Raw genomic sequence first — 18,692 nt, forward strand, 5'->3', positions numbered from 1 at the left:
ATACCAATCAATATTACACATAATGCTTAACTCAAGTACTTATCGCCTTAGTTCAACTCATTTAGACGATACAATTGATTAACACCGGTATAAAAGCTCAAACCATCTAAGTTCATTGGAAGAGTTTCGCCAGATTCAAGTTGAATCATATGCCCCACTTCAACCCAAATTAAACCGTGATTTGTATTTTGTTGACGTTTAAGTGGCACCAATTTTACATTGATTTCACTACCATTTACGGCTGTAGCAACACGCCATGTATTTAAAGTTGTCAAAATTTTAACTCACTAAGTGAGCTTTTTGTGATGGAACAAAGAGATTAATAAAACGGGTTTTGAATAATAATTCTGTAGTTACAATGATGATATTCAAGTCAAATGCCTGAACTCAGATAGATCACAATCAGCTATATCATAGAAAAGTAGGAACAATACCTACTCGTAGTCTTCATTATACTAGGTTGTCAAGATTTAAGCAAAAGTAGCTCACTTTGGGTAAATACTAGCATAAACCAGAAAATGATTTGTTTAAGGCACATCGGTATTTTGATCTTTTAAATTTTTAATTTCACGAGCCAACTTATAATTCCAAACCATGACAGCCACAGCAATCACTAGAAACTTAAAATTCCATTCACTATATTTTTGATATTCTGACACAATAATTAAAATACTCAAACCAAAAATCAACACCGTAAAAACTTTCGTTAAAGACTGTTGTCGGATTTTAGCTTTGATATTTTTAGGTTCTAGATCAAACATTTATACAGTATGTTCATTATTTTAAAGAAGTAATTCAACCACTTTATAGATTTGATTGCAACGCAATTACTATCTCAATGTCACATAAAAACAAAACGAGTAACTTACACCCAGCTTTGATTACATACTAACTGCCTCTCCCCCATAGAAATTGAGTAACACACTCGTTATTCAATAATGATAACGAACTAAGTCTGTATGCCTTTTTCAACTAAAATCTAAGTCTGTTCGAGTTGTAGCGTGATCACAAGTCTCCTTTCATCGGTTAGAATGAGACATCAACAATAAATCGAGTGCGATTATGGATCTGCTAAATATTTCAAAAAGTCGTTATACCACCAAAGCTTATGACCCAAATAGAAAGATCCCTCATGAACAGTTTGCTCGATTATTAGAAATTCTCCGCTTGACGCCATCGTCTATCAACATCCAACCTTGGCATTTTTTCATTGCAGAAAACACAAACGCCAAAGAACGAATTGCAAAAGCACTGGTGGGTAAATACGCATACAATGCTCCCAAAGTACTAGATTCATCACATACAATTTTATTTTGTACCAAAGCCGATATTTCTGAGCAACATTTGGAAAATTTATTGCATCAAGATGACCTACATGGTCGTTTTAAAGATGATGCCGCTAAGCAAGGCCAAAAAGACAGTCGTTCAGGTTATGTCAACTATTACCGCAATGAAAAAGGTGATGTGCAGCGTTGGGCCGAAAACCAAACCTTTATTGCTTTAGGTCAAATTCTATTGGCTGCAGGTATTGAAAAAATTGATGCGACGCCAATTGGTGGTTTTAATGAATCCATTATTAGTGAAGAGCTAGGTTTAGCCGAACAAGGTCTAATCCCTTCTGTATTGCTCACACTAGGCTATCGTAGTGATGCTGACTTCAATGCAAAATTGCCAAAGTCTCGCTTAAGCAAAGAAGATATTTTCACGCAGCTGTAATGCTATTTGTTTATAAAAGGGACTTCAGTCCCTTTTATATTTTGGGCCTGAAAATTGCTTCATCATGTTCAATGCCAAAACAAAAAAAGTGAGGTTGCTGATGTCTGTTAAGCCCAATATACCGATGAAATTTGAATGTGCACATTGCAATAAAATCTATTTAGGTCAGTATCAACATATCATGCGCCCTCACTATCCCGATTGCCCCAATTGTGAGCAACCAGGGCTGTTATTGGGAATTGCAGTGATTGAGGATCTACTCAAACACCCTTTTTCCTTTGTGCAGATCTATTTTAAACAGACATTGCATAAGCTAAACAAGCCACGCTTGTGATACCCAACACCAATCCGATTGCTGTTGCGAGTTTGAGCTTCTCTTTAAAGAACAGTAGTCCGCTGAATACGCCTAACAGCACCACCATAATATTCATGCCTGCAAAGACCACCGCTGGGCTGTCCTTGAGTAACAGATGAGCTTTGACATAAAGTGCGATATTGGCAAAGTTCAACACGCCAAGACATAAACCTGCCAAGACGTTCTTGGTTAAGCCGATATTTTTCGTGGTCACAGCAACATAACCGACTGACAATAAAAACGCGCAAATAAACATCAGGTTTAACGCAACGGAAAACTGCACACCCAGCCCTGTTGTATATTTGAGTAAGACATCAATCAGCGCATAACCAAACCAGACTAGTGCTAAATACCACACAGCCTGTTTTTGACCTTCTCCACCACCAGAGGCATTGGTAAATAAAATGCACATCACGGCGGCAAGCCCCAAGACTACCCCGATAATTTTGAGCTGATTAAACTGTTCTTGAAAAATAAAATAAGCCGCCAATAAAGATAAAATCACCGACAAACGCTGTGCGATTTCTGTTTTGACAATGCCTGCATATTGCAAAGACTTGGCTAAAAATAAAAATACACTCGGTAACAAGACACCAAGTGCTATAATCAGCCACCACGGAGTATTTGAAACAGAAACGTGGCTTAGGTCAGGTTTAAACCAGACGTAACACAGTAAACTGGCTGAAGCATAGTTCCAGCTGATCATCTGGATCGGATCAAATCCTTTGTTTTTGCCCCATTTTAAAAGAATGGAGACCACCACACTACAACAGGCCGCAGCAAATATCAGTTCCATAGCACACTCTTATTATTGTCACTTGGATTACACACATAGAAAAGCCCACATCAGGGTGGGCTTTTCCAATATAAATCATTCAAAAAGAATTATTTATAACGATCAACCATTTTCTCTAAAGAAATTGGACGAATCTTGTCGGCGTTGCCCGCAGTACCAAAAGCTTCATAACGATCAACACAGATCTGTTTCATTGCATCAACAGTTTTTGCAAAGAATTTACGCGGATCAAATTCGCTTGGTTGTTCAGCCATCATACGGCGCATTGCACCTGTAGATGCTAAACGTAAATCGGTATCGATGTTGATTTTACGTACACCGTGCTTGATTGCTTCAACCAATTGCTCAACAGGAACACCATAAGTTTCTTTGATGTCGCCGCCGTACTGGTTAATGATCGCTAACCATTCTTGCGGAACAGAGCTTGAACCGTGCATCACAAGGTGGGTATTTGGCAGCGCCGCATGAATTTCTTTAATACGGTCAATCGCCAAAATATCGCCTGTAGGTGGACGAGTGAACTTATATGCACCGTGAGAAGTACCCACCGCAATTGCAAGTGCATCTACATTGGTATCTGCAACAAACTGACGTGCTTCTTCAACTGAAGTTAAAAGTTGAGAATGATCAAGAACACCTTCAGCGCCTACGCCATCTTCTTCACCCGCCATACCAGTTTCAAGGCTACCTAAACAACCGATTTCACCTTCAACTGAAACACCACATGCATGCGCCATTTGTACTGTACGACGTGTTACATCAACGTTGTATTCATACGTTGTTGGTGTTTTACCGTCTGCACCCAATGAACCATCCATCATTACAGATGAAAAACCCAATTGAATTGAACGCTGGCAAACGTCTGGATCTGTACCATGGTCTTGATGCATTACCACTGGAATGTGTGGCCATTCTTCAATTGCAGCCAAAATAAGATGACGTAAGAATGGAGCGCCTGCATATTTACGCGCACCCGCTGATGCTTGTACGATAACAGGTGAATTTGTCGCATCTGCTGCAAGCATGATTGCGCGCATTTGTTCTAAGTTGTTTACGTTGAATGCTGGTACGCCGTAAGCATGTTCGCCGGCGTGATCCAAGAGCTGGCGCAATGAAATAAGAGCCATAATGTCCTCCCAGTTGATGCGACATATTCTACATGCTCAAAGGTTTCAATTCAGCAACAAATAACACTATTTAAAAAAAATCCCCGCAATTGCAGGGACTTTTTACGAAATTCGCGTGTATTTAGTGTGCTGTAGCTGCCGAAGCCTCTACCGCAGGATCTGCTGTTGCAGCATCTGCTGGTGCATTTGCAACTTCAGCAGGAATGTCTTTGTTCTTTTCATCCAACTCTGGCTGATCAATCGCATCAATTGCCGCTTGTTGTTCAGCAGTTACAGCTTCTTCAACTGCTGCTGTTTCAGATGCCGCAGCGGTTTGCTCTGGTGCTTCATTTTTCTTACAAGCAGTCAGTGCCAATGGTGCTAACAAAAGTGCAGCAAGGGTCATTTTTAAATTCATAATGTTTTCCTAGAACAGATGATTTAATGCCCTGTAGTTTATTTCAGCATTATTTCATTTTCATGACTGAATGATGAATAGATTTGTTAAGCTCATAAAAAAAGGTTGACCGAAGTCAACCTTTTTACAACAGCATTAGCACACAATAATTATTGTGCACGCTCTATTAGCGCTGCAACTGCTGGAAGTGTTTTGCCTTCGACAAATTCAAGGAATGCACCACCACCAGTTGAGATATAACCAATTTTGTCTGCAACTTCGTATTTATCAATAGCAGCTAAAGTATCACCACCACCTGCAATAGAGAAGCCAGCAGATTCAGCAATCGCTAAAGATAAAGTTTTTGTGCCTTCGCCGAATTGATCAACTTCAAATACGCCCACTGGGCCATTCCAAAGAATCGTTTTCGACATTTTTAGAATGTCTGCAAATGCTTTTGCCGTTTCTGGACCTACATCCAAAATCATGTCATTGTCAGTCACATCTTCAACTTTTTTCACGACTGCTTTAGCAGCAGCCAATGAACCCAAGAAGTCTGCAAAATCGATTTCAGAAGCATCTGCCACGACAACATCCGTTGGAAGCGGCACAGAAACTTTTGCAGCAATCGCTTTTGCTGTATCGATCAAATCATTTTCACACAATGATTTACCGACATTGAAGCCTGCTGCGGCCAAGAACGTATTGGCAATACCACCACCCACGATCAATTGATCACAAATATCAGAAAGTGATGTCAACACATCTAACTTAGTCGATACTTTAGAACCCGCAACAATAGCAACCATTGGTTTTTCAGGGGTTTGTAATGCACGACCAAGTGCATCTAACTCAGCCGCCAATAGAGGACCAGCCGCCGCAACTTTCGCTAAACGTGCCACGCCTTCAGTTGATGCTTCTGCACGGTGTGCTGTGCCGAATGCATCCATCACAAATACATCACAAAGTGCTGCATATTTTGCCGCAAGTTCTGGGTTGTTTTTCTTTTCACCCACGTTAAAACGGCAGTTTTCAAGGAGTACCACTTGACCTGCTGCCACTTCAACACCATCAAGGTAATCCGTCACTAATTGAACGTCTTGACCCAATGCTTCAGTCAAATACGCTGCAACAGGTGCTAATGATTGTTCTGGTTTTGGCTCACCTTCAACTGGACGACCAAGGTGAGAATAAACCATTAGTGCTGCGCCTTGTGCTAACGCTGCTTTAATTGTTGGTAAAGCGGCACGTAAACGTGCATCGCTTGTAATCACACCATTTTTAACAGGAACGTTTAAATCTTCGCGAATAAGAACACGTTTACCCGTTAAATCGAGGTCAGTCATACGCTGAAAATTCATGTAGAGCTCTCTTTCTATATATAAAAATCGCGTCGATTTTAAATGATTATGCAGAAAAAAGTTAGCTTCTTTTGCAGAAAAGCAAACGAAAGGCAAAGTTTTGCTATCATAGTGAAAAGTCTCACTAGATTTAGCATTTATGTCTATTCATCCTGATCCAAATCTAAACCGTTTAAACGTTTTGGGTGAACCTTTAGCCAGCTGTTGTTATTCCCCGATCACTGGATATTTCCGTAATGGTTTTTGTCATACAGCACCTTCTGATTTGGGACAACACACGATCTGTGTCGAAATGACCTCTGAGTTTTTAAATTTTTCGCAGCGTGTAGGTAATGATCTCATTACCCCTGTGCCTGAAGTTAACTTTCCAGGTCTACAACCTGGTGATTTTTGGTGTATCTGTGTGACCCGTTGGGTAGAAGCTTATCAGGCCGGTTTTGCGCCTCCTGTTAAAGTTCAAGCTTGCCATCAAGCTGTACTGTCCTATGTCCCGCTGAATGTGCTTATGGAATATGCAGTCGAATGAATACTTCAGAAATTATCTTGGCATCAAGCAGTCAAACTCGTAAAGACCTCATGAACCGTTTACGTCTAGACTACCGCTGCGTTGTCCCTGATATAAACGAATCGCCTCGTGGTGAAAGCCATGCCGATGATTTAGCCAAGCGACTTGCTTTTGAAAAAGCGCATGTCATTGCGTCACAAAATCCTGAAGCAATCGTGATTGGTTCAGATCAAGTGGCATGGCGTGAAGGTGCACCCGATATTTTTATTGGTAAGCCTTTGAGTACTGAAAAAGCCATTAAACAGCTACAGGCCAATTCGGACAAAATTGTCTACTTCAGTACCGCACTCAGCGTGCAGCAACACTCAACAGGTTTTGAGCGTAGTCTGGTTGAACATTATAAAGTTAAGTTCCGTAAATTGGGACTACCTGAAATTCAGCGTTATGTTGACGTTGAACAGCCACTGATGTGTGCAGGAAGCTTCAAGTGTGAAAGCCTTGGTATCAGCTTATTTGAACAAATGATAGGACAAGATCAAACCACGTTGATGGGTATGCCTATGATTCAGTTGTGTCATATTCTGCGTGAATTAAAAGTGCTTGTGCCATAATTATTAGAAGTATTTTTAGTTAATTCCCAATAAATTGAACAGCAGCAGGTGTTGCTGTTCGTTTATGAGCATTAAATTTAACAACAGCATAAATATTAATATATGACCAATCGCTCAAAGATTTTTAGACGAATTTACTGAGAGATAAGCTTGAATGAGTCGTTTAAAATACATTCGAATTAATAGACTACGGTACAGCGTAATCAGCATAAAAAGAATAAGAAAGGAAAATAGACCAATATTATTAGGGTCAAAGCTACTCACACTTTCCCTCTGTCTAAAGAGATATTTGACAAATAACAATGCCAATACCAAATAGCCATACCACATTTTATTATATAGCGGATGATCTTCAGCGAGACTTTTGGCTTGTCTAAAAAGTAAGATATGCTGATATTGCGGCACCTTAGCCAAATCTTTTGTTTTGTATATCCTATCGATTGAGGATGATTTTTTCGCTAATTTGGACTGACTTTTCTCTCTTTCTTTTTGCAATATCTCATTCGCCATTTTCTCGGCATCTTCTTTACTTAACATTATTTTTCTTCACTATATTTTAGACCAATTATGCTGTAAAAATTTTGATGCCTGCAATCATAACGACTCAGACAAACTCAATTTATTTAAATCAACCAAGCGCATTTAAATAAATCTAACGATACTTGCACATAGGCCTTCGATCATAAGACAATAGTCACAATATTGTTTTAAATTTGCTTAGGCTATTTTCATGTCCCAATCTCTTGATGTTCTTGGCGGTATTACAGCTGAACAATTCCTTGCCGAATATTGGCAAAAAAAGCCATTACTGGTCCGTAACGCGCTGCCTGAAATTATCAATATTTTAGAACCTAGCGATATTATGGAACTGGCTTTAGATGAAAATGTCACAGCTCGTCTCATCAAACAAAAAGACCGTGACCCAAATCAGTGGTCGGTAAAGTCTTCACCGCTGTTAAAAGCTGATTTCCAAAAGATGCCAAAACTCTGGACTTTATTGGTTCAAGCCGTAGATCACTACTCTTTTGACTTAGCAGCACTGTGGAAAAAATTTCCTTTTATTCCGCAGTGGCGCCGTGATGACATCATGGTGTCTTATGCGCCTAAAGGTGGCTCTGTCGGAAAGCATTTTGACTTTTACGATGTCTTTTTAGTTCAAGGTTATGGACACCGTCGTTGGCAATTGGGTCAAATGTGCGATGCTGAATCTGAGATTGTTGCAGGCCAACCTTTAAAATTACTACCTGAAATTGACGTACATTTTGACGAAGTATTAGCACCAGGTGATCTACTTTATGTACCACCAAGTTTATCACATTTTGGTGTAGCCGAAGATGACTGCCTGACTTTCTCTTTTGGCTTCCGTATGCCAAACGTCACCGACATGGTAGACCGTGTAGGCGACAAACTGTCTGATAACGCTCTGCTACGTAATCCTTTACTCGATATTGTTCGTGACCAACAAAGTCCGATCGGTCAATTAACACAAAACGAATTGGATTATTTAAAGGCAGAAATTTTGGCTCAGCTGCAAAACTCAACTTTACTTGAAGATGCTATTATGACCTTGATGTCAGAGCCGAAATACCCTGAAAATATTCCTGAAGCTGAAGAAATTGGCACAGGAGATTTAGAAGGTATTTTAGACCAAGGCTATCAGCTGATCTTAGAACCTGCTTCTCGCCTACTTTATACTCACGATGAAGATGAATTCTTATTTTGGGCCAACGGTGAAGGGCTATGCATTTCGGAGCAATTTGCACCATTACTCAAGAATTTAGCAGATGGTGAAGCACTGTTACTTGATGAAAGCTTATATGATGCCGATATTCTAGAAGACATTGCAATGCTGATGAACGAATCCGTCTTAATGCTACTCCCACCTGACGAAGCTTAAGCAAACCAAGTGCTGAGGAATCTAATCTACTCAGCACTTTCTCCCTCACCAAACCTTAAACTGGCAATAATTTTGGTACAGCCTTTTTCTGATTCGATATTGAGCTCAGCACCAATTTTTTCTAAACGCATTTTCATACTGCGCATACCAATGCCCATCCCGTGGTTAAGCACACACTCCACATTAAAACCTACGCCATCAGAGGTGGTCCCACTTGTTTGAACAACTAAAAGCGTATTTATAAGTGATATTCCGCTCTAGTTAAGCCACCTTGTTTTGTTGGGGTAGCTGATCATAGTAAAACTCATTTGGTGTCATTTTGTCTAGACTCGAATGAGGTCGTTTCAAATTATAAAACTCAAAATATGCACTTAATTGCTTTTTCGCATCTGTGACACTGCTATAAGCTTTGAGATACACCTCTTCATATTTAACGCTCCGCCATAATCGTTCAACCATCACATTATCTACCCATCGACCTTTACCATCCATACTGATTTGAATGCCATTTGATTTCAATACATCAATAAATGCATCACTGGTAAACTGGCTGCCTTGGTCTGTATTAAATATTTCAGGTCGACCATATTTTTCAATCGCTTCATTTAAAGCCGAAATACAAAAATCCACCTCCATACTAATCGATACCCTATGCGCAAGTACCTTGCGGCTATGCCAATCAATCACAGCACATAAATAAACAAAGCCTTTTGCCATAGGGATATACGTTATATCCGTAGACCACACTTGATTACTGCGCTGAATAGCCAACCCTTTGAGCAGATATGGATATTTACGGTGAGCTTGATTAGCCTGGCTTAAATTTGGTTTGCAATATAACGCCTGAATACCCATTTTCTTCATTAAAGTACGTGTATGACGTCGTCCTATATGATGTCCTTGACGATTCAATAAATCACGCATCATACGGCTACCTGCAAAAGGGTATTGCATATGTAACTCATCCATACATCGCATCAGCTTCAGATCTGATGCACTCACAGGTTTTGGGCGATAGTAATAACAACCACGGGAGACTTTCAGCAGCTTAGCTTGCTTAGATACTGAAATCTGAAGTGAGTCGTCGATTAACTTTTGTGGTTGAAGCGGCCCAGTTTCTTCAACACACCTTCTAAAAAATCAATTTCTAATGCCTGCTCACCGATTTTTGCATGTAGTTTTTTTAGATCGATGGGTGGTTCTGTTGGAGCTTTTGATTGATCGAAAGCTTGCGAGGAAGCTGAAATCAGTTGATTTTTCCAGTCGATAATTTGGTTTTGATGAACATCAAATTCAGCACTCAATTCAGCAAGTGTTTTTTCTGCTTTAATCGCAGCAAGTGCTACCTTAGCTTTAAAATCATTTGAATGATTTCTTCTTGGTCTACGTGCCATAAAATACTCCATATATTGATGTTTATAACATCATTTGAGGAGCAGAATATCACTTATAGGAGTTGTTCAAATTTACGGATCCATCTCTGTTTTCATGACCCACAGGGAGTTTGGATAAGGAAACACTTCTCGGTTGATGACATTCCAAATAAACAAGACCCAAAACAAACAGCTAACAGAAAACCACAGAAATGTCGTTTCATTGCGTCTAAAAAACCAAATGACAAAGCACACCAAACCTAAGGTGGTGGAAATGACTAAATTGACTTGAAACAGTGCTCTCTTGTTCCAAATTCTTTTTTGTTGTTTATCATATGCTGTTGTGATATCAGAAAATTCTAGTTTGCCTAAACCCGGACTTTCATAACTATTACCAACCACATACACCCAAATGTCATTGTTTTTTTGTTTTAAGCTTTCGACAGGAAGGATCCAAAAACGCGGAGTATTCCAGCTTTTTGATAGGGGTTCAACTAAATGCTTATCTTTCCAAAGCAGGTTTCGATTAAAAAAAACAGCGCCTGCACTACTCATGCCTTCCACAGAAAATGCTAAAGGCTGCTTCAGTTCATTACTGTCGTTACAACTCCAATGCCAATTAAAATGGTACCAAACGCCGCCATCGTAATGTGGCCAGCGTTCTGTCCACACGTCAGGGTTTTTGACCTCTACCCATCCCGTCTTCGGAACAACATCGATAGAACTTGTTTTCACCGCAGAAATTTTATCGACATTCACTTTACAAGTTGGACTAACAGCAAAGTTGGTTTGTGCGGAACTGGCAAAACTAAGCACACACAAACACAGTGTGACAAAAATGCTCAGCCAGCCATTTCTCATAAAATACCTAAAGAACGCGCAGTGCTGACTGCTTTGGTTCTTTTTGAAACAGAAAGCTTGCGGTAAATATGCTTAATATGGCTTTCAACGGTATAGCGCGAAACAAATAATTGCTCAGCAATTTCGCGGTTACTCAGGCCTTGTGCCACCAAATTGAGAATTTCAGTTTCTCGATTGGTCAGTTGATCATAGTCCTGACCATCCAACTGCTCTACACGCTCAGTTTGGGGGGTATTTGAGGTTGAGATTTGATTTAAAATTTCGCGAGCAATAAAGGGATCAATTGGCGCTCCGCCGCGCAAAATACTCCGTATGGACATCAGCACTTCGGCATCATCACGTTCTTTCAATACATAGCCATTTGCTCCTGCCTTAATTGAGGCAAATAAACTTTGCTGTGTACTCCATGCAGAAATCACCAAAATTAAGGCGCTTTCGTCTATCTCTCTAAGTTTTTCAATTAAGGTGATGCCATTTCCATCAGGCAACCCTAAATCAACTAAAGCTAAAGAAATCGGTTGTGATGCAATAATTTGCATGGCTTCAGCTAAATTTTTAGCAAAAATCAGCATATCTTGACTATAGCCCAGTTCCGACAGGATCAGATCTAGGCGCGAGCGAATCATGGCTTCATCTTCCACGATTAAAACAGGTGCAGGCAAAACAGTTTCCTTATTTTTCACTGAAGCTTCCCCTTTTTCTTATCATTCTTCAACCACACTATACCGATGCAAGCTTGGCCTAACCTATCCCTAGAAGTAAGTAATTTATAATTTTTTCTTTTGAACAATAAGCGCTTGTTCATATTCATTTTATATACTTTAAATTCTGAAAGATATCAATCTGTATAAAATTTATCCGTAATTTTAATATTGGATTCCTCCTGCAAATAATAATGGGCTTAACAACAATTTATTACTTGTAGATGAAATAGAGACTTGGCACATTAGGTCTAAACAATCAGGAAGGATGCCCAGCCATATGTCTAGCCCTGCTCAATCCATACGTCATAAATTACTCAATACTTTTTTTTCACGGCACTCCATTTGGCTACTGTGTATTTTTATTTTTTTGAGCATTACTTTTTTTCATTATAGCCATACCCCCATCTATATTAATTATTTTATTTCGGATACTTTCCTGAACAGTCTTTGGCTAATCACAGGTTTACTGAGTCTTGTTGGCTTGCATGATGTTTTACAAAATAAACATTCGATCTTAAAGAACTATCCGATTATGGGGCACTTTCGTTTTATTTTTGAAGATTTCCGCCCTGAAATTCGCCAATATTTTATTGAGGCCGATCAAGATGCACTGCCTTTTTCGCGTATGCAACGCAGTTTGGTCTATCAACGTGCAAAAAACCAAAATGCAGATAAACCATTCGGCTCCATTATCGATGTCTATGCAGACAACTACCGCTTCATGACTCATTCACTGAGCCCATGTACACCTGCTGACCCTAAAACCTTCCGTATTTTGGTGGGCAATTCGCAATGCTCACAACCTTATAGTGCTTCTATTTTCAATATTTCAGCCATGAGTTTTGGCAGCCTGAGTGCCAATGCTATTCGCGCTTTAAATAAAGGAGCACAAATGGGTGGTTTTTACCATGATACTGGCGAAGGCAGTTTAAGTCCGTACCATCTTGAATATGGAGGCGATATTGTTTGGGAGTTAGGCAGTGGTTATTTCGGTTGCCGTACTCTAGATGGTCAATTTGACCCTGAAAAATTTGCCGCTCAAGCCAAGCGACCTCAAGTCAAAATGATCGAAATCAAGCTCTCTCAGGGAGCAAAGCCCGGTCATGGCGGGATCCTACCGAAAGATAAAATTTCTGAAGAGATTGCCGAAATACGAGGTGTCAGTCGTGATCATGACTGTGTTTCCCCCTCAAGTCACTCTGCCTTCAAAACGCCAATTCAGATGATGCATTTTATTCAAAAACTGCGTGAGTTATCTGAAGGCAAACCTGTCGGTTTCAAGCTGTGTATTGGTCAGCCTTGGCAATTTATGAGCATTGTCAAAGCCATGCTGCATACTCAAATTATTCCTGATTTTATTGTCGTAGATGGCTCCGAAGGCGGTACTGGTGCAGCACCGATCGAGCTGATAGACAATATGGGCGTACCACTACGTGAAGGCTTACTTTTTGTACACAACACACTGGTCGGTGCTGGTTTACGTGATCAGATCAAAATTGGTGCCAGTGGCAAATTGGTTAGTGCCTTTGATATTGCCAGTACCATGGCAATTGGGGCAGATTGGGTCAATTCTGCACGAGGATTTATGTTCGCGGTGGGCTGCATTCAAGCGCAAAGTTGTCATACCAACCAATGCCCTGTTGGTGTTGCGACACAAGACAAAGAGCGTCAAAAAGCAATACATGTGCCCACAAAAGCCGAACGCGTTTTGCATTTTCATGACAACACATTAAAGGCACTTTCAGAAATGATTGCTTCAGCGGGCTTAAAACATCCAGCAGAAATTAAAGCACGCCATTTAGCACAGCGTATTAATGACCGAGAAATTCGAAACTATGCGCAGCTGCATTTTTGGTTAAAAGATGGTGAACTGCTATCTTGTGAAAATAAAGATGAAGAGAACTTCTATTTCCGTATGTGGAATATGTCCAAATTAGAACATTTCTAAATAAAAAGGAGGCTCTATCAGCCTCCTTTTTATTTTCGATAAGAGAAATCACAGAATGTTAGTAATATCCACTCGATGAACCCTGCGCATGTAAAAAGGCAGGAATTAAACCTGTTAAGGCCGCGCGAATATCCGAACGTTCATTAATCAATTGATGTGAACCTTCCTCCAACATCAATAAAGTTTGTAAGCGGAACTTCTCACGAATAAACTCAATGTTATAACGCCAGTCTACCGTCTGATCCAGCGCACCTTGGGCTAACCAGACAGGAATGCGGCAGGCTGGGCGCTGCTCCATTTCCAACATCCATTTGGACATAGCCAAAATCCAATCCATACCCATCATGCGAGGTTGTAGCGGATCTTTTAAACGAACAAATCGTAAGAACTCAGGGTTATGGTTATTCCGCCTAAAATGACGCGGCACTTGACGTTTAATTCGACGAATAATGCCTAATCCAACCGAGTTATGCCACCAAGCGGATTTTGCAGGTCGAATAAGTGGCGACAACAACAAAACACGTTGCACATAAGGGTTTTCACGGCGTTCGGCAAACTCAAGCAAATGATGCATCAAAATTGCACCACCCGTGCTCTGCCCTATGCCTAGCCACGGTTGCGGTAGCTGTTCTGCATGTTTGACATAGCGCACCACAGCATGTAACACATCTTGATAGTGATCAAAATTTTGGATATTCGCAGGTGATCCATCACTGAGTCCATGCCCCGGAAGATCATAGGTCAGTACACTAAAGCCTTGTTCAAGCAACTCTTTAATAATAGGTTGATAAATTCCGCTATGCTCTAAATAACCATGCAACAGACAGACTGAACCTTTGATTTTTTCAATTTTTGGTGCAAAAACTTGGACATGCAGCTTAAACAAAGGCATTTGAACATAACCTTGCCAGTGATCACAGTCCAATGCATCTAAACCGTATAAACGACGATAAGATACCATCTCCACCGATGCCTCATACGGCTGGTTTAGATTCAAAGGCATTAAAAGCTGTGGTGTTGTCTCACGACTCGGCACAGGAAGTTCAAGCTGTTTGAGTACTGAAGGATTTAAAAAAGGAAGTTCAGGCATTATGGAATCTCCCGACAGTCACTCGAACCCAACAGTACATCGCGTATCGTTGCGAGCATTTCATAATTGGCACGGCGACTATGATCATAATTTTGTTCACTTGGACGCCATTGGGTTAATTGGGTCGGCATTGGTGCCTCAATCGGCTGTGTTTCGATACCATTTAAAGCAAATAAACGGCGTGTACGTGGCATATGATATTGATCTGTAATTAAAATCACTCTAGGCGCACCACCTTTTTTCTGCAACAGCAAAGAGCTAAAGCGCGAGTTTTCGCAGGTATTCATACTACGATCCTCTAATAGTTTCGCATCGACTCCACGCGCCTTTAACCATTTTTGCATATACGGAGCTTCGACACCGCTAAGCACAATGGGCAGCTTAAACTGCTGTTCGACCTGCAATGTGGTTTCAAGACGTAATCGCGTATATTCATTCACCACAATATCTTTACGATTTTTGTCTAAAGTTAATCCACCACCCAAAACAACTATGGCATTCGGCATGTTTAATGCCGCTTTTCTCTCTTCATTTTGTGCATGTATTTGTGCGATGTCCTGATAGATTTGTTCATCTATCGGCTCTTCCTCTACAGTTTCAACTTTATGTGTTTTTAAAAAGTCGAGATAATGTTCCATCAGGGCTTTATTTTCTTTGCTATTCAGCTCTAACAGTTCTTTAACATTTTCGGTCGGATCAACCTCAGAACTTGCCGCCTCAACCACCAAAGGAATTTGAGGCTTTTGCTCTTTTTCTTGTTCTTCACGCTGTTCAGAAATAATTAACTGTTGCAATGCTTTATAACGTGCCTGAATCGTGGTTAGGTTTTGCGAATTATGTTCTTTGATTTGCTCTTCCATCAACTGTAAGTACGCTTGGCGGGCAATCCACAAATCAGAACCCGGTTCTAAGCTTTCTTGCTCACTGAGTGCTGCCATTTTTTGACTCTGTGCTGCAACTTCATTGACATCTACAGGGACAAAGGCATTCAATGTCGCCACGATCAGCTTAGAATAAAAAGGCGTATAAATAAAAATCATTAAACAGCCGAAAAATGCAAACAGCACCGAAGTGATTTGCATTAAACGTACCATTTTATGGGTTTTACTCATACTCTTAATGATCCTGATGAGATTGAATTAAACCCGCCGAATTAAAAAGCACAGGCTCAGGTTCCAACAAAACTTTAAATTTATTATACACATCCTGCTGTACTGCACGGTATGTGCTCTGTACATCATTCAAATCTGCATTGGCATAATTGACTAAAACCAAGGCTTGTTTAGCAAACATCCCGACAACACCGAGCTGCTTACCTTTCCAGCCCGATTGATCAATCAACCAACCTGCTGCAATTTTAACATCACCATTCGGCTGCGGATAATGTGGCAGTTTTTCAAATTGTTGGGCTAAAAGGTCATAAGCTTGCTGACTAATAATTGGATTCTTAAAAAAACTGCCTACATTTGGAAATTCTTTCGGATCAGGCAGTTTACTTTGGCGAATCTGAATCACTTGTTGTTGCAAATTAAAAGCAGTGAGCTCATCACCCATGGCTTGTTTTAAGTCACCATAGCTAATTTTCAAGTCTTCTTTTTTCAATAACTTGAAAGTCACATGTGTAATCACATAGCGATTTGGATCATCTTTAAAAATACTATGACGATAACTAAATGCACAGTCTTTAGCTTGAATATCGCTAAATGTTTTCAACTGTCGGTCATAGACTTGCACGCTTTCGATGAACTCACCGGCCTCTACACCATAAGCGCCAATATTTTGTACAGGAGACGCGCCCACGAGCCCTGGAATCAACGCCAAATTCTGTAAGCCAAATAAATGATGTTCTGTCGTCCAAAGCACAAAGTCATGCCAAACTTGACCCGCACCGACCCGTATCATTTTGGTCGTTGCATCTTCAGACAGGTTTTCTACGCCTAAAATGTTCATATGCACAACCAAAGCATCAATTTGTGCAGGAAGCAGCATATTACTTCCACCAGATAAAATCATGACATTCAAAGCGTGTTGCTGTGCATAATCCAATGCTTCTACAAGCTCATCTGGACTGTGAATTTGAACATAATGAGAGGCTATCGCATTTAAGCTTAACGTATTAAAAGGTTTAAGCTGTTTTTGTGTTTCAATTTGCATGCACGAACCTTAATTACTGTTCAAAGTGTTGTTTAAAAATACTGACCCACGCTTGGCTGCTCGACTCACATTGGTCAAGAACACGTTCAAAACCATCAAAGCCACCATAGTAAGGATCAGGTAATGCTTGCTGCGGATACTGTGCGTCATGTTCAGACATGAGTGCAATTTTAGCGCGGAGAGGCTGAGTACCAAATTCAGTTTGCGCTGTTTGATACAACGCTTGAATATCATCAAAATTACGATGATCCATCGCCAAAATTAAATCGAAATGGACAAAGTCACGGGTCTGTAACTGTCGTGCACGTAAGCTGGATAAATCATAGCCCCGTTTTAAAGCATGTTCTTGACTACGCAAGTCAGGTGCTTTGTTGGGATGGTAATTACTAGTTCCCGCCGAATCGATTTCGATATTGAGCTGATGTGCATCACAAAAATGTCTGAGAACCACTTCTGCCGTGGGAGAACGACAAATATTTCCTAAACAGACACATAACACCTTATAGGGCGCTGTGAATGACATAACCACCTCGAAACAGCTTTATTTTCAAGTGTCTTATGTTAAGTTATTTAGAGGATGAATCCTATAGAAGTACAAAACAATATTGTTGGATAAGATATAAAAAAGGATGCTGATATGAACCAATTTCAATTTCAAACTGTGCCGAATATTATTTCAGGCTTAGGCAGCATTCAGCAACTCAGAGACATTTTAACAGCACGTCCTTATCAACATCTGTTATTGGTTACAGATGCTGGTATGTTAAAGCATCAGCTTCACCTTCCCATCTTGGAAATTTTAGAAGATCTCTCGCTCACTTATAGTATTTACAGTGAGGTTGAAGCAGATCCAAGTGAGCAAATTGTTTTAAATGCGGTTGATTATGCCAAGGAACAAAAGGTAGATATCGTTTTAGGTTTTGGTGGCGGCAGCTCTATGGATGTTGCAAAAATTATTGCCATCCTCAGCCATCCTGCACAGCAGCAAAAGTTATCAGATCTTTATGGGGTGAATAATGCCCAAGCACCTCGTCTACCCTTAATTTTAGTCCCTACCACTGCAGGGACAGGCTCTGAGGTCACACCAATTTCGATCGTTACCACAGGTGAAACGACAAAGACTGGCATCGTAGCACCCGTTCTTTTTGCCGATGTAGCGATTTTGGATGCGACATTTACTGAAAACCTGCCGCGTCATATTAGTGCTGCCACAGGCATTGACGCGATGGTACATGCGATTGAAGCCTATACCTCTAAAATCAAGAAAAACCCCTATGCAGACATGTTAGCAAAACAGGCTTTAAAACTGCTGAATCAAAACCTCAACTTGGTGCTAGAAGATGGTCGAAATTTAGAAGCTCGACAAAATATGTTAGTCGGTTCGATGTTGGCAGGACAAGCCTTTGCCAATGCCCCAGTCGGTGCTGTTCATGCACTTGCTTATCCATTGGGTGGGCATTTTCACATTTCTCATGGACACAGTAATGCCTTAGTGCTGACAGAGGTTTTAAAGTTTAATCTGCCGCTAGCTAAGCAACATTATGCGGAACTGATCTGCTGGCTAGATCCAAAAAGTACAGGCTGTACCGATGGCCTTTCTGATCTTTTCGTCGATCATATGCAAAACCATTTAGACCGCAGTGGTTTAACCCTAAAACTCAAGGCATTGAATGTTTCTGAACACAGTCTAGACCAGCTTGCAACCGATGCCATGTTACAAACACGCCTACTACAAAACAACCCAAGAGAACTAGAGTGGCAACAGGCACGCGAAATTTATCAAGCCATTTACAGCTAAGCCATATAATTAACTTAGGC

Annotated in this window: 21 protein-coding genes; 6 read left to right on the plus strand and 15 right to left on the minus strand. The window is 40.5% G+C overall.

The features are described from left to right. Positions 1-47: 47 nt before the first annotated feature. Together AC4CUX_RS16780 and AC4CUX_RS16785 are read right to left on the minus strand one after the other, a co-directional pair. Positions 48-275, minus strand: a complete 228-nt coding sequence (locus tag AC4CUX_RS16780; protein ID WP_004696967.1) for a hypothetical protein — start codon at positions 273-275, stop codon at positions 48-50. Between the two features lie 252 nt (positions 276-527). Further along, positions 528-761 carry a hypothetical protein gene (locus AC4CUX_RS16785; protein WP_004696964.1) on the minus strand — a complete coding sequence of 78 codons (234 nt, stop codon included), beginning with the start codon at positions 759-761 and terminating at the stop codon, positions 528-530. A 301-nt stretch (positions 762-1,062) separates the two neighbouring features. Between AC4CUX_RS16785 and nfsB the strand changes: the two genes are divergently transcribed. Beyond that, positions 1,063-1,716: an oxygen-insensitive NAD(P)H nitroreductase gene (gene nfsB, locus AC4CUX_RS16790; RefSeq protein ID WP_063454281.1), complete on the plus strand. Its 654-nt coding sequence runs from the start codon at positions 1,063-1,065 to the stop codon at positions 1,714-1,716. Positions 1,717-2,009: 293 nt separating this feature from the next. On the opposite strand, the gene AC4CUX_RS16795 is transcribed toward nfsB, so the two are convergent. The 4 genes from AC4CUX_RS16795 to AC4CUX_RS16810 all read right to left on the minus strand — a co-directional run bounded on the left by AC4CUX_RS16795 (position 2,010) and on the right by AC4CUX_RS16810 (position 5,731). Continuing rightward, on the minus strand, positions 2,010-2,867 hold the full coding sequence (locus AC4CUX_RS16795) for a DMT family transporter (protein ID WP_010326807.1): 858 nt from the start codon (positions 2,865-2,867) through the stop codon (positions 2,010-2,012). A gap of 89 nt (positions 2,868-2,956) precedes the next feature. Beyond that, entirely contained in the window at positions 2,957-3,994 is a 1,038-nt protein-coding gene (gene fba, locus AC4CUX_RS16800; RefSeq protein WP_004984718.1) for a class II fructose-bisphosphate aldolase, read from the minus strand. A 121-nt stretch (positions 3,995-4,115) separates the two neighbouring features. Continuing rightward, on the minus strand, positions 4,116-4,391 hold the full coding sequence (locus tag AC4CUX_RS16805) for a hypothetical protein (protein ID WP_004696954.1): 276 nt from the start codon (positions 4,389-4,391) through the stop codon (positions 4,116-4,118). Positions 4,392-4,540: 149 nt separating this feature from the next. Next, positions 4,541-5,731, minus strand: a complete 1,191-nt coding sequence (locus AC4CUX_RS16810) for a phosphoglycerate kinase (protein ID WP_201951537.1) — start codon at positions 5,729-5,731, stop codon at positions 4,541-4,543. A 139-nt stretch (positions 5,732-5,870) separates the two neighbouring features. Here AC4CUX_RS16810 and AC4CUX_RS16815 point away from each other — a divergent pair, with 139 nt between their 5' ends. Continuing rightward, positions 5,871-6,257 carry a DUF2237 family protein gene (locus AC4CUX_RS16815; RefSeq protein ID WP_201951540.1) on the plus strand — a complete coding sequence of 129 codons (387 nt, stop codon included), beginning with the start codon at positions 5,871-5,873 and terminating at the stop codon, positions 6,255-6,257. After that, a complete protein-coding gene (locus tag AC4CUX_RS16820) occupies positions 6,254-6,847 on the plus strand; it encodes a Maf family protein (protein ID WP_010326809.1) in 594 nt (197 codons plus the stop codon). Before AC4CUX_RS16815 ends, AC4CUX_RS16820 begins: the two co-directional genes overlap by 4 nt. 114 nt (positions 6,848-6,961) lie before the next feature. Here AC4CUX_RS16820 and AC4CUX_RS16825 read toward each other — a convergent pair whose 3' ends face one another. After that, the gene (locus AC4CUX_RS16825; protein WP_010326810.1) at positions 6,962-7,384 is read right to left on the minus strand and encodes a hypothetical protein; all 423 of its coding nucleotides are present in this window, start codon (positions 7,382-7,384) and stop codon (positions 6,962-6,964) included. A gap of 193 nt (positions 7,385-7,577) precedes the next feature. Between AC4CUX_RS16825 and AC4CUX_RS16830 the strand changes: the two genes are divergently transcribed. Further along, positions 7,578-8,744, plus strand: a complete 1,167-nt coding sequence (locus AC4CUX_RS16830; RefSeq protein WP_010326811.1) for a ribosomal protein uL16 3-hydroxylase — start codon at positions 7,578-7,580, stop codon at positions 8,742-8,744. A gap of 26 nt (positions 8,745-8,770) precedes the next feature. On the opposite strand, the gene AC4CUX_RS16835 is transcribed toward AC4CUX_RS16830, so the two are convergent. The 4 genes from AC4CUX_RS16835 to AC4CUX_RS16850 all read right to left on the minus strand — a co-directional run bounded on the left by AC4CUX_RS16835 (position 8,771) and on the right by AC4CUX_RS16850 (position 11,661). Then, complete coding sequence (locus AC4CUX_RS16835) at positions 8,771-8,926, minus strand: hypothetical protein (protein WP_490792577.1); 156 nt, start codon at positions 8,924-8,926, stop codon at positions 8,771-8,773. A 79-nt stretch (positions 8,927-9,005) separates the two neighbouring features. Then, positions 9,006-10,138 (minus strand): IS3-like element ISAba14 family transposase gene (locus AC4CUX_RS16840; RefSeq protein ID WP_227555099.1). Its coding sequence is split into 2 segments (ribosomal slippage): positions 9,006-9,886 and positions 9,886-10,138, totalling 1,134 coding nucleotides; the frame shifts between segments, so codons are not numbered across the junction. Positions 10,139-10,210: 72 nt separating this feature from the next. Then, on the minus strand, positions 10,211-10,876 hold the full coding sequence (locus tag AC4CUX_RS16845; protein WP_490792578.1) for a hypothetical protein: 666 nt from the start codon (positions 10,874-10,876) through the stop codon (positions 10,211-10,213). 98 nt (positions 10,877-10,974) lie between these two features. Further along, positions 10,975-11,661: a LuxR C-terminal-related transcriptional regulator gene (locus AC4CUX_RS16850; protein WP_004696942.1), complete on the minus strand. Its 687-nt coding sequence runs from the start codon at positions 11,659-11,661 to the stop codon at positions 10,975-10,977. Positions 11,662-11,959: 298 nt separating this feature from the next. Between AC4CUX_RS16850 and AC4CUX_RS16855 the strand changes: the two genes are divergently transcribed. Further along, positions 11,960-13,630, plus strand: a complete 1,671-nt coding sequence (locus AC4CUX_RS16855) for an FMN-binding glutamate synthase family protein (RefSeq protein WP_490792579.1) — start codon at positions 11,960-11,962, stop codon at positions 13,628-13,630. 58 nt (positions 13,631-13,688) lie between these two features. On the opposite strand, the gene AC4CUX_RS16860 is transcribed toward AC4CUX_RS16855, so the two are convergent. From AC4CUX_RS16860 to AC4CUX_RS16875, 4 genes are read right to left on the minus strand one after another with little or no spacing between them, the layout of a single operon-like run. Continuing rightward, complete coding sequence (locus tag AC4CUX_RS16860) at positions 13,689-14,720, minus strand: alpha/beta hydrolase (protein ID WP_004696940.1); 1,032 nt, start codon at positions 14,718-14,720, stop codon at positions 13,689-13,691. Further along, positions 14,720-15,832, minus strand: coding sequence for a YdcF family protein (locus tag AC4CUX_RS16865; RefSeq protein WP_148825978.1), 1,113 nt, complete (start codon positions 15,830-15,832; stop codon positions 14,720-14,722). Before AC4CUX_RS16865 ends, AC4CUX_RS16860 begins: the two co-directional genes overlap by 1 nt. A 4-nt stretch (positions 15,833-15,836) precedes the next feature. Beyond that, complete coding sequence (gene murB / locus AC4CUX_RS16870) at positions 15,837-16,874, minus strand: UDP-N-acetylmuramate dehydrogenase (RefSeq protein ID WP_201951548.1); 1,038 nt, start codon at positions 16,872-16,874, stop codon at positions 15,837-15,839. A gap of 13 nt (positions 16,875-16,887) precedes the next feature. Then, complete coding sequence (locus AC4CUX_RS16875) at positions 16,888-17,397, minus strand: low molecular weight protein-tyrosine-phosphatase (protein WP_114837412.1); 510 nt, start codon at positions 17,395-17,397, stop codon at positions 16,888-16,890. Positions 17,398-17,511: 114 nt separating this feature from the next. Between AC4CUX_RS16875 and AC4CUX_RS16880 the strand changes: the two genes are divergently transcribed. Continuing rightward, positions 17,512-18,672, plus strand: coding sequence for an iron-containing alcohol dehydrogenase (locus tag AC4CUX_RS16880; RefSeq protein ID WP_201951551.1), 1,161 nt, complete (start codon positions 17,512-17,514; stop codon positions 18,670-18,672). Positions 18,673-18,692 lie beyond the last annotated feature (20 nt).

This window comes from Acinetobacter sp. 231_lipA, from assembly GCF_058243005.1.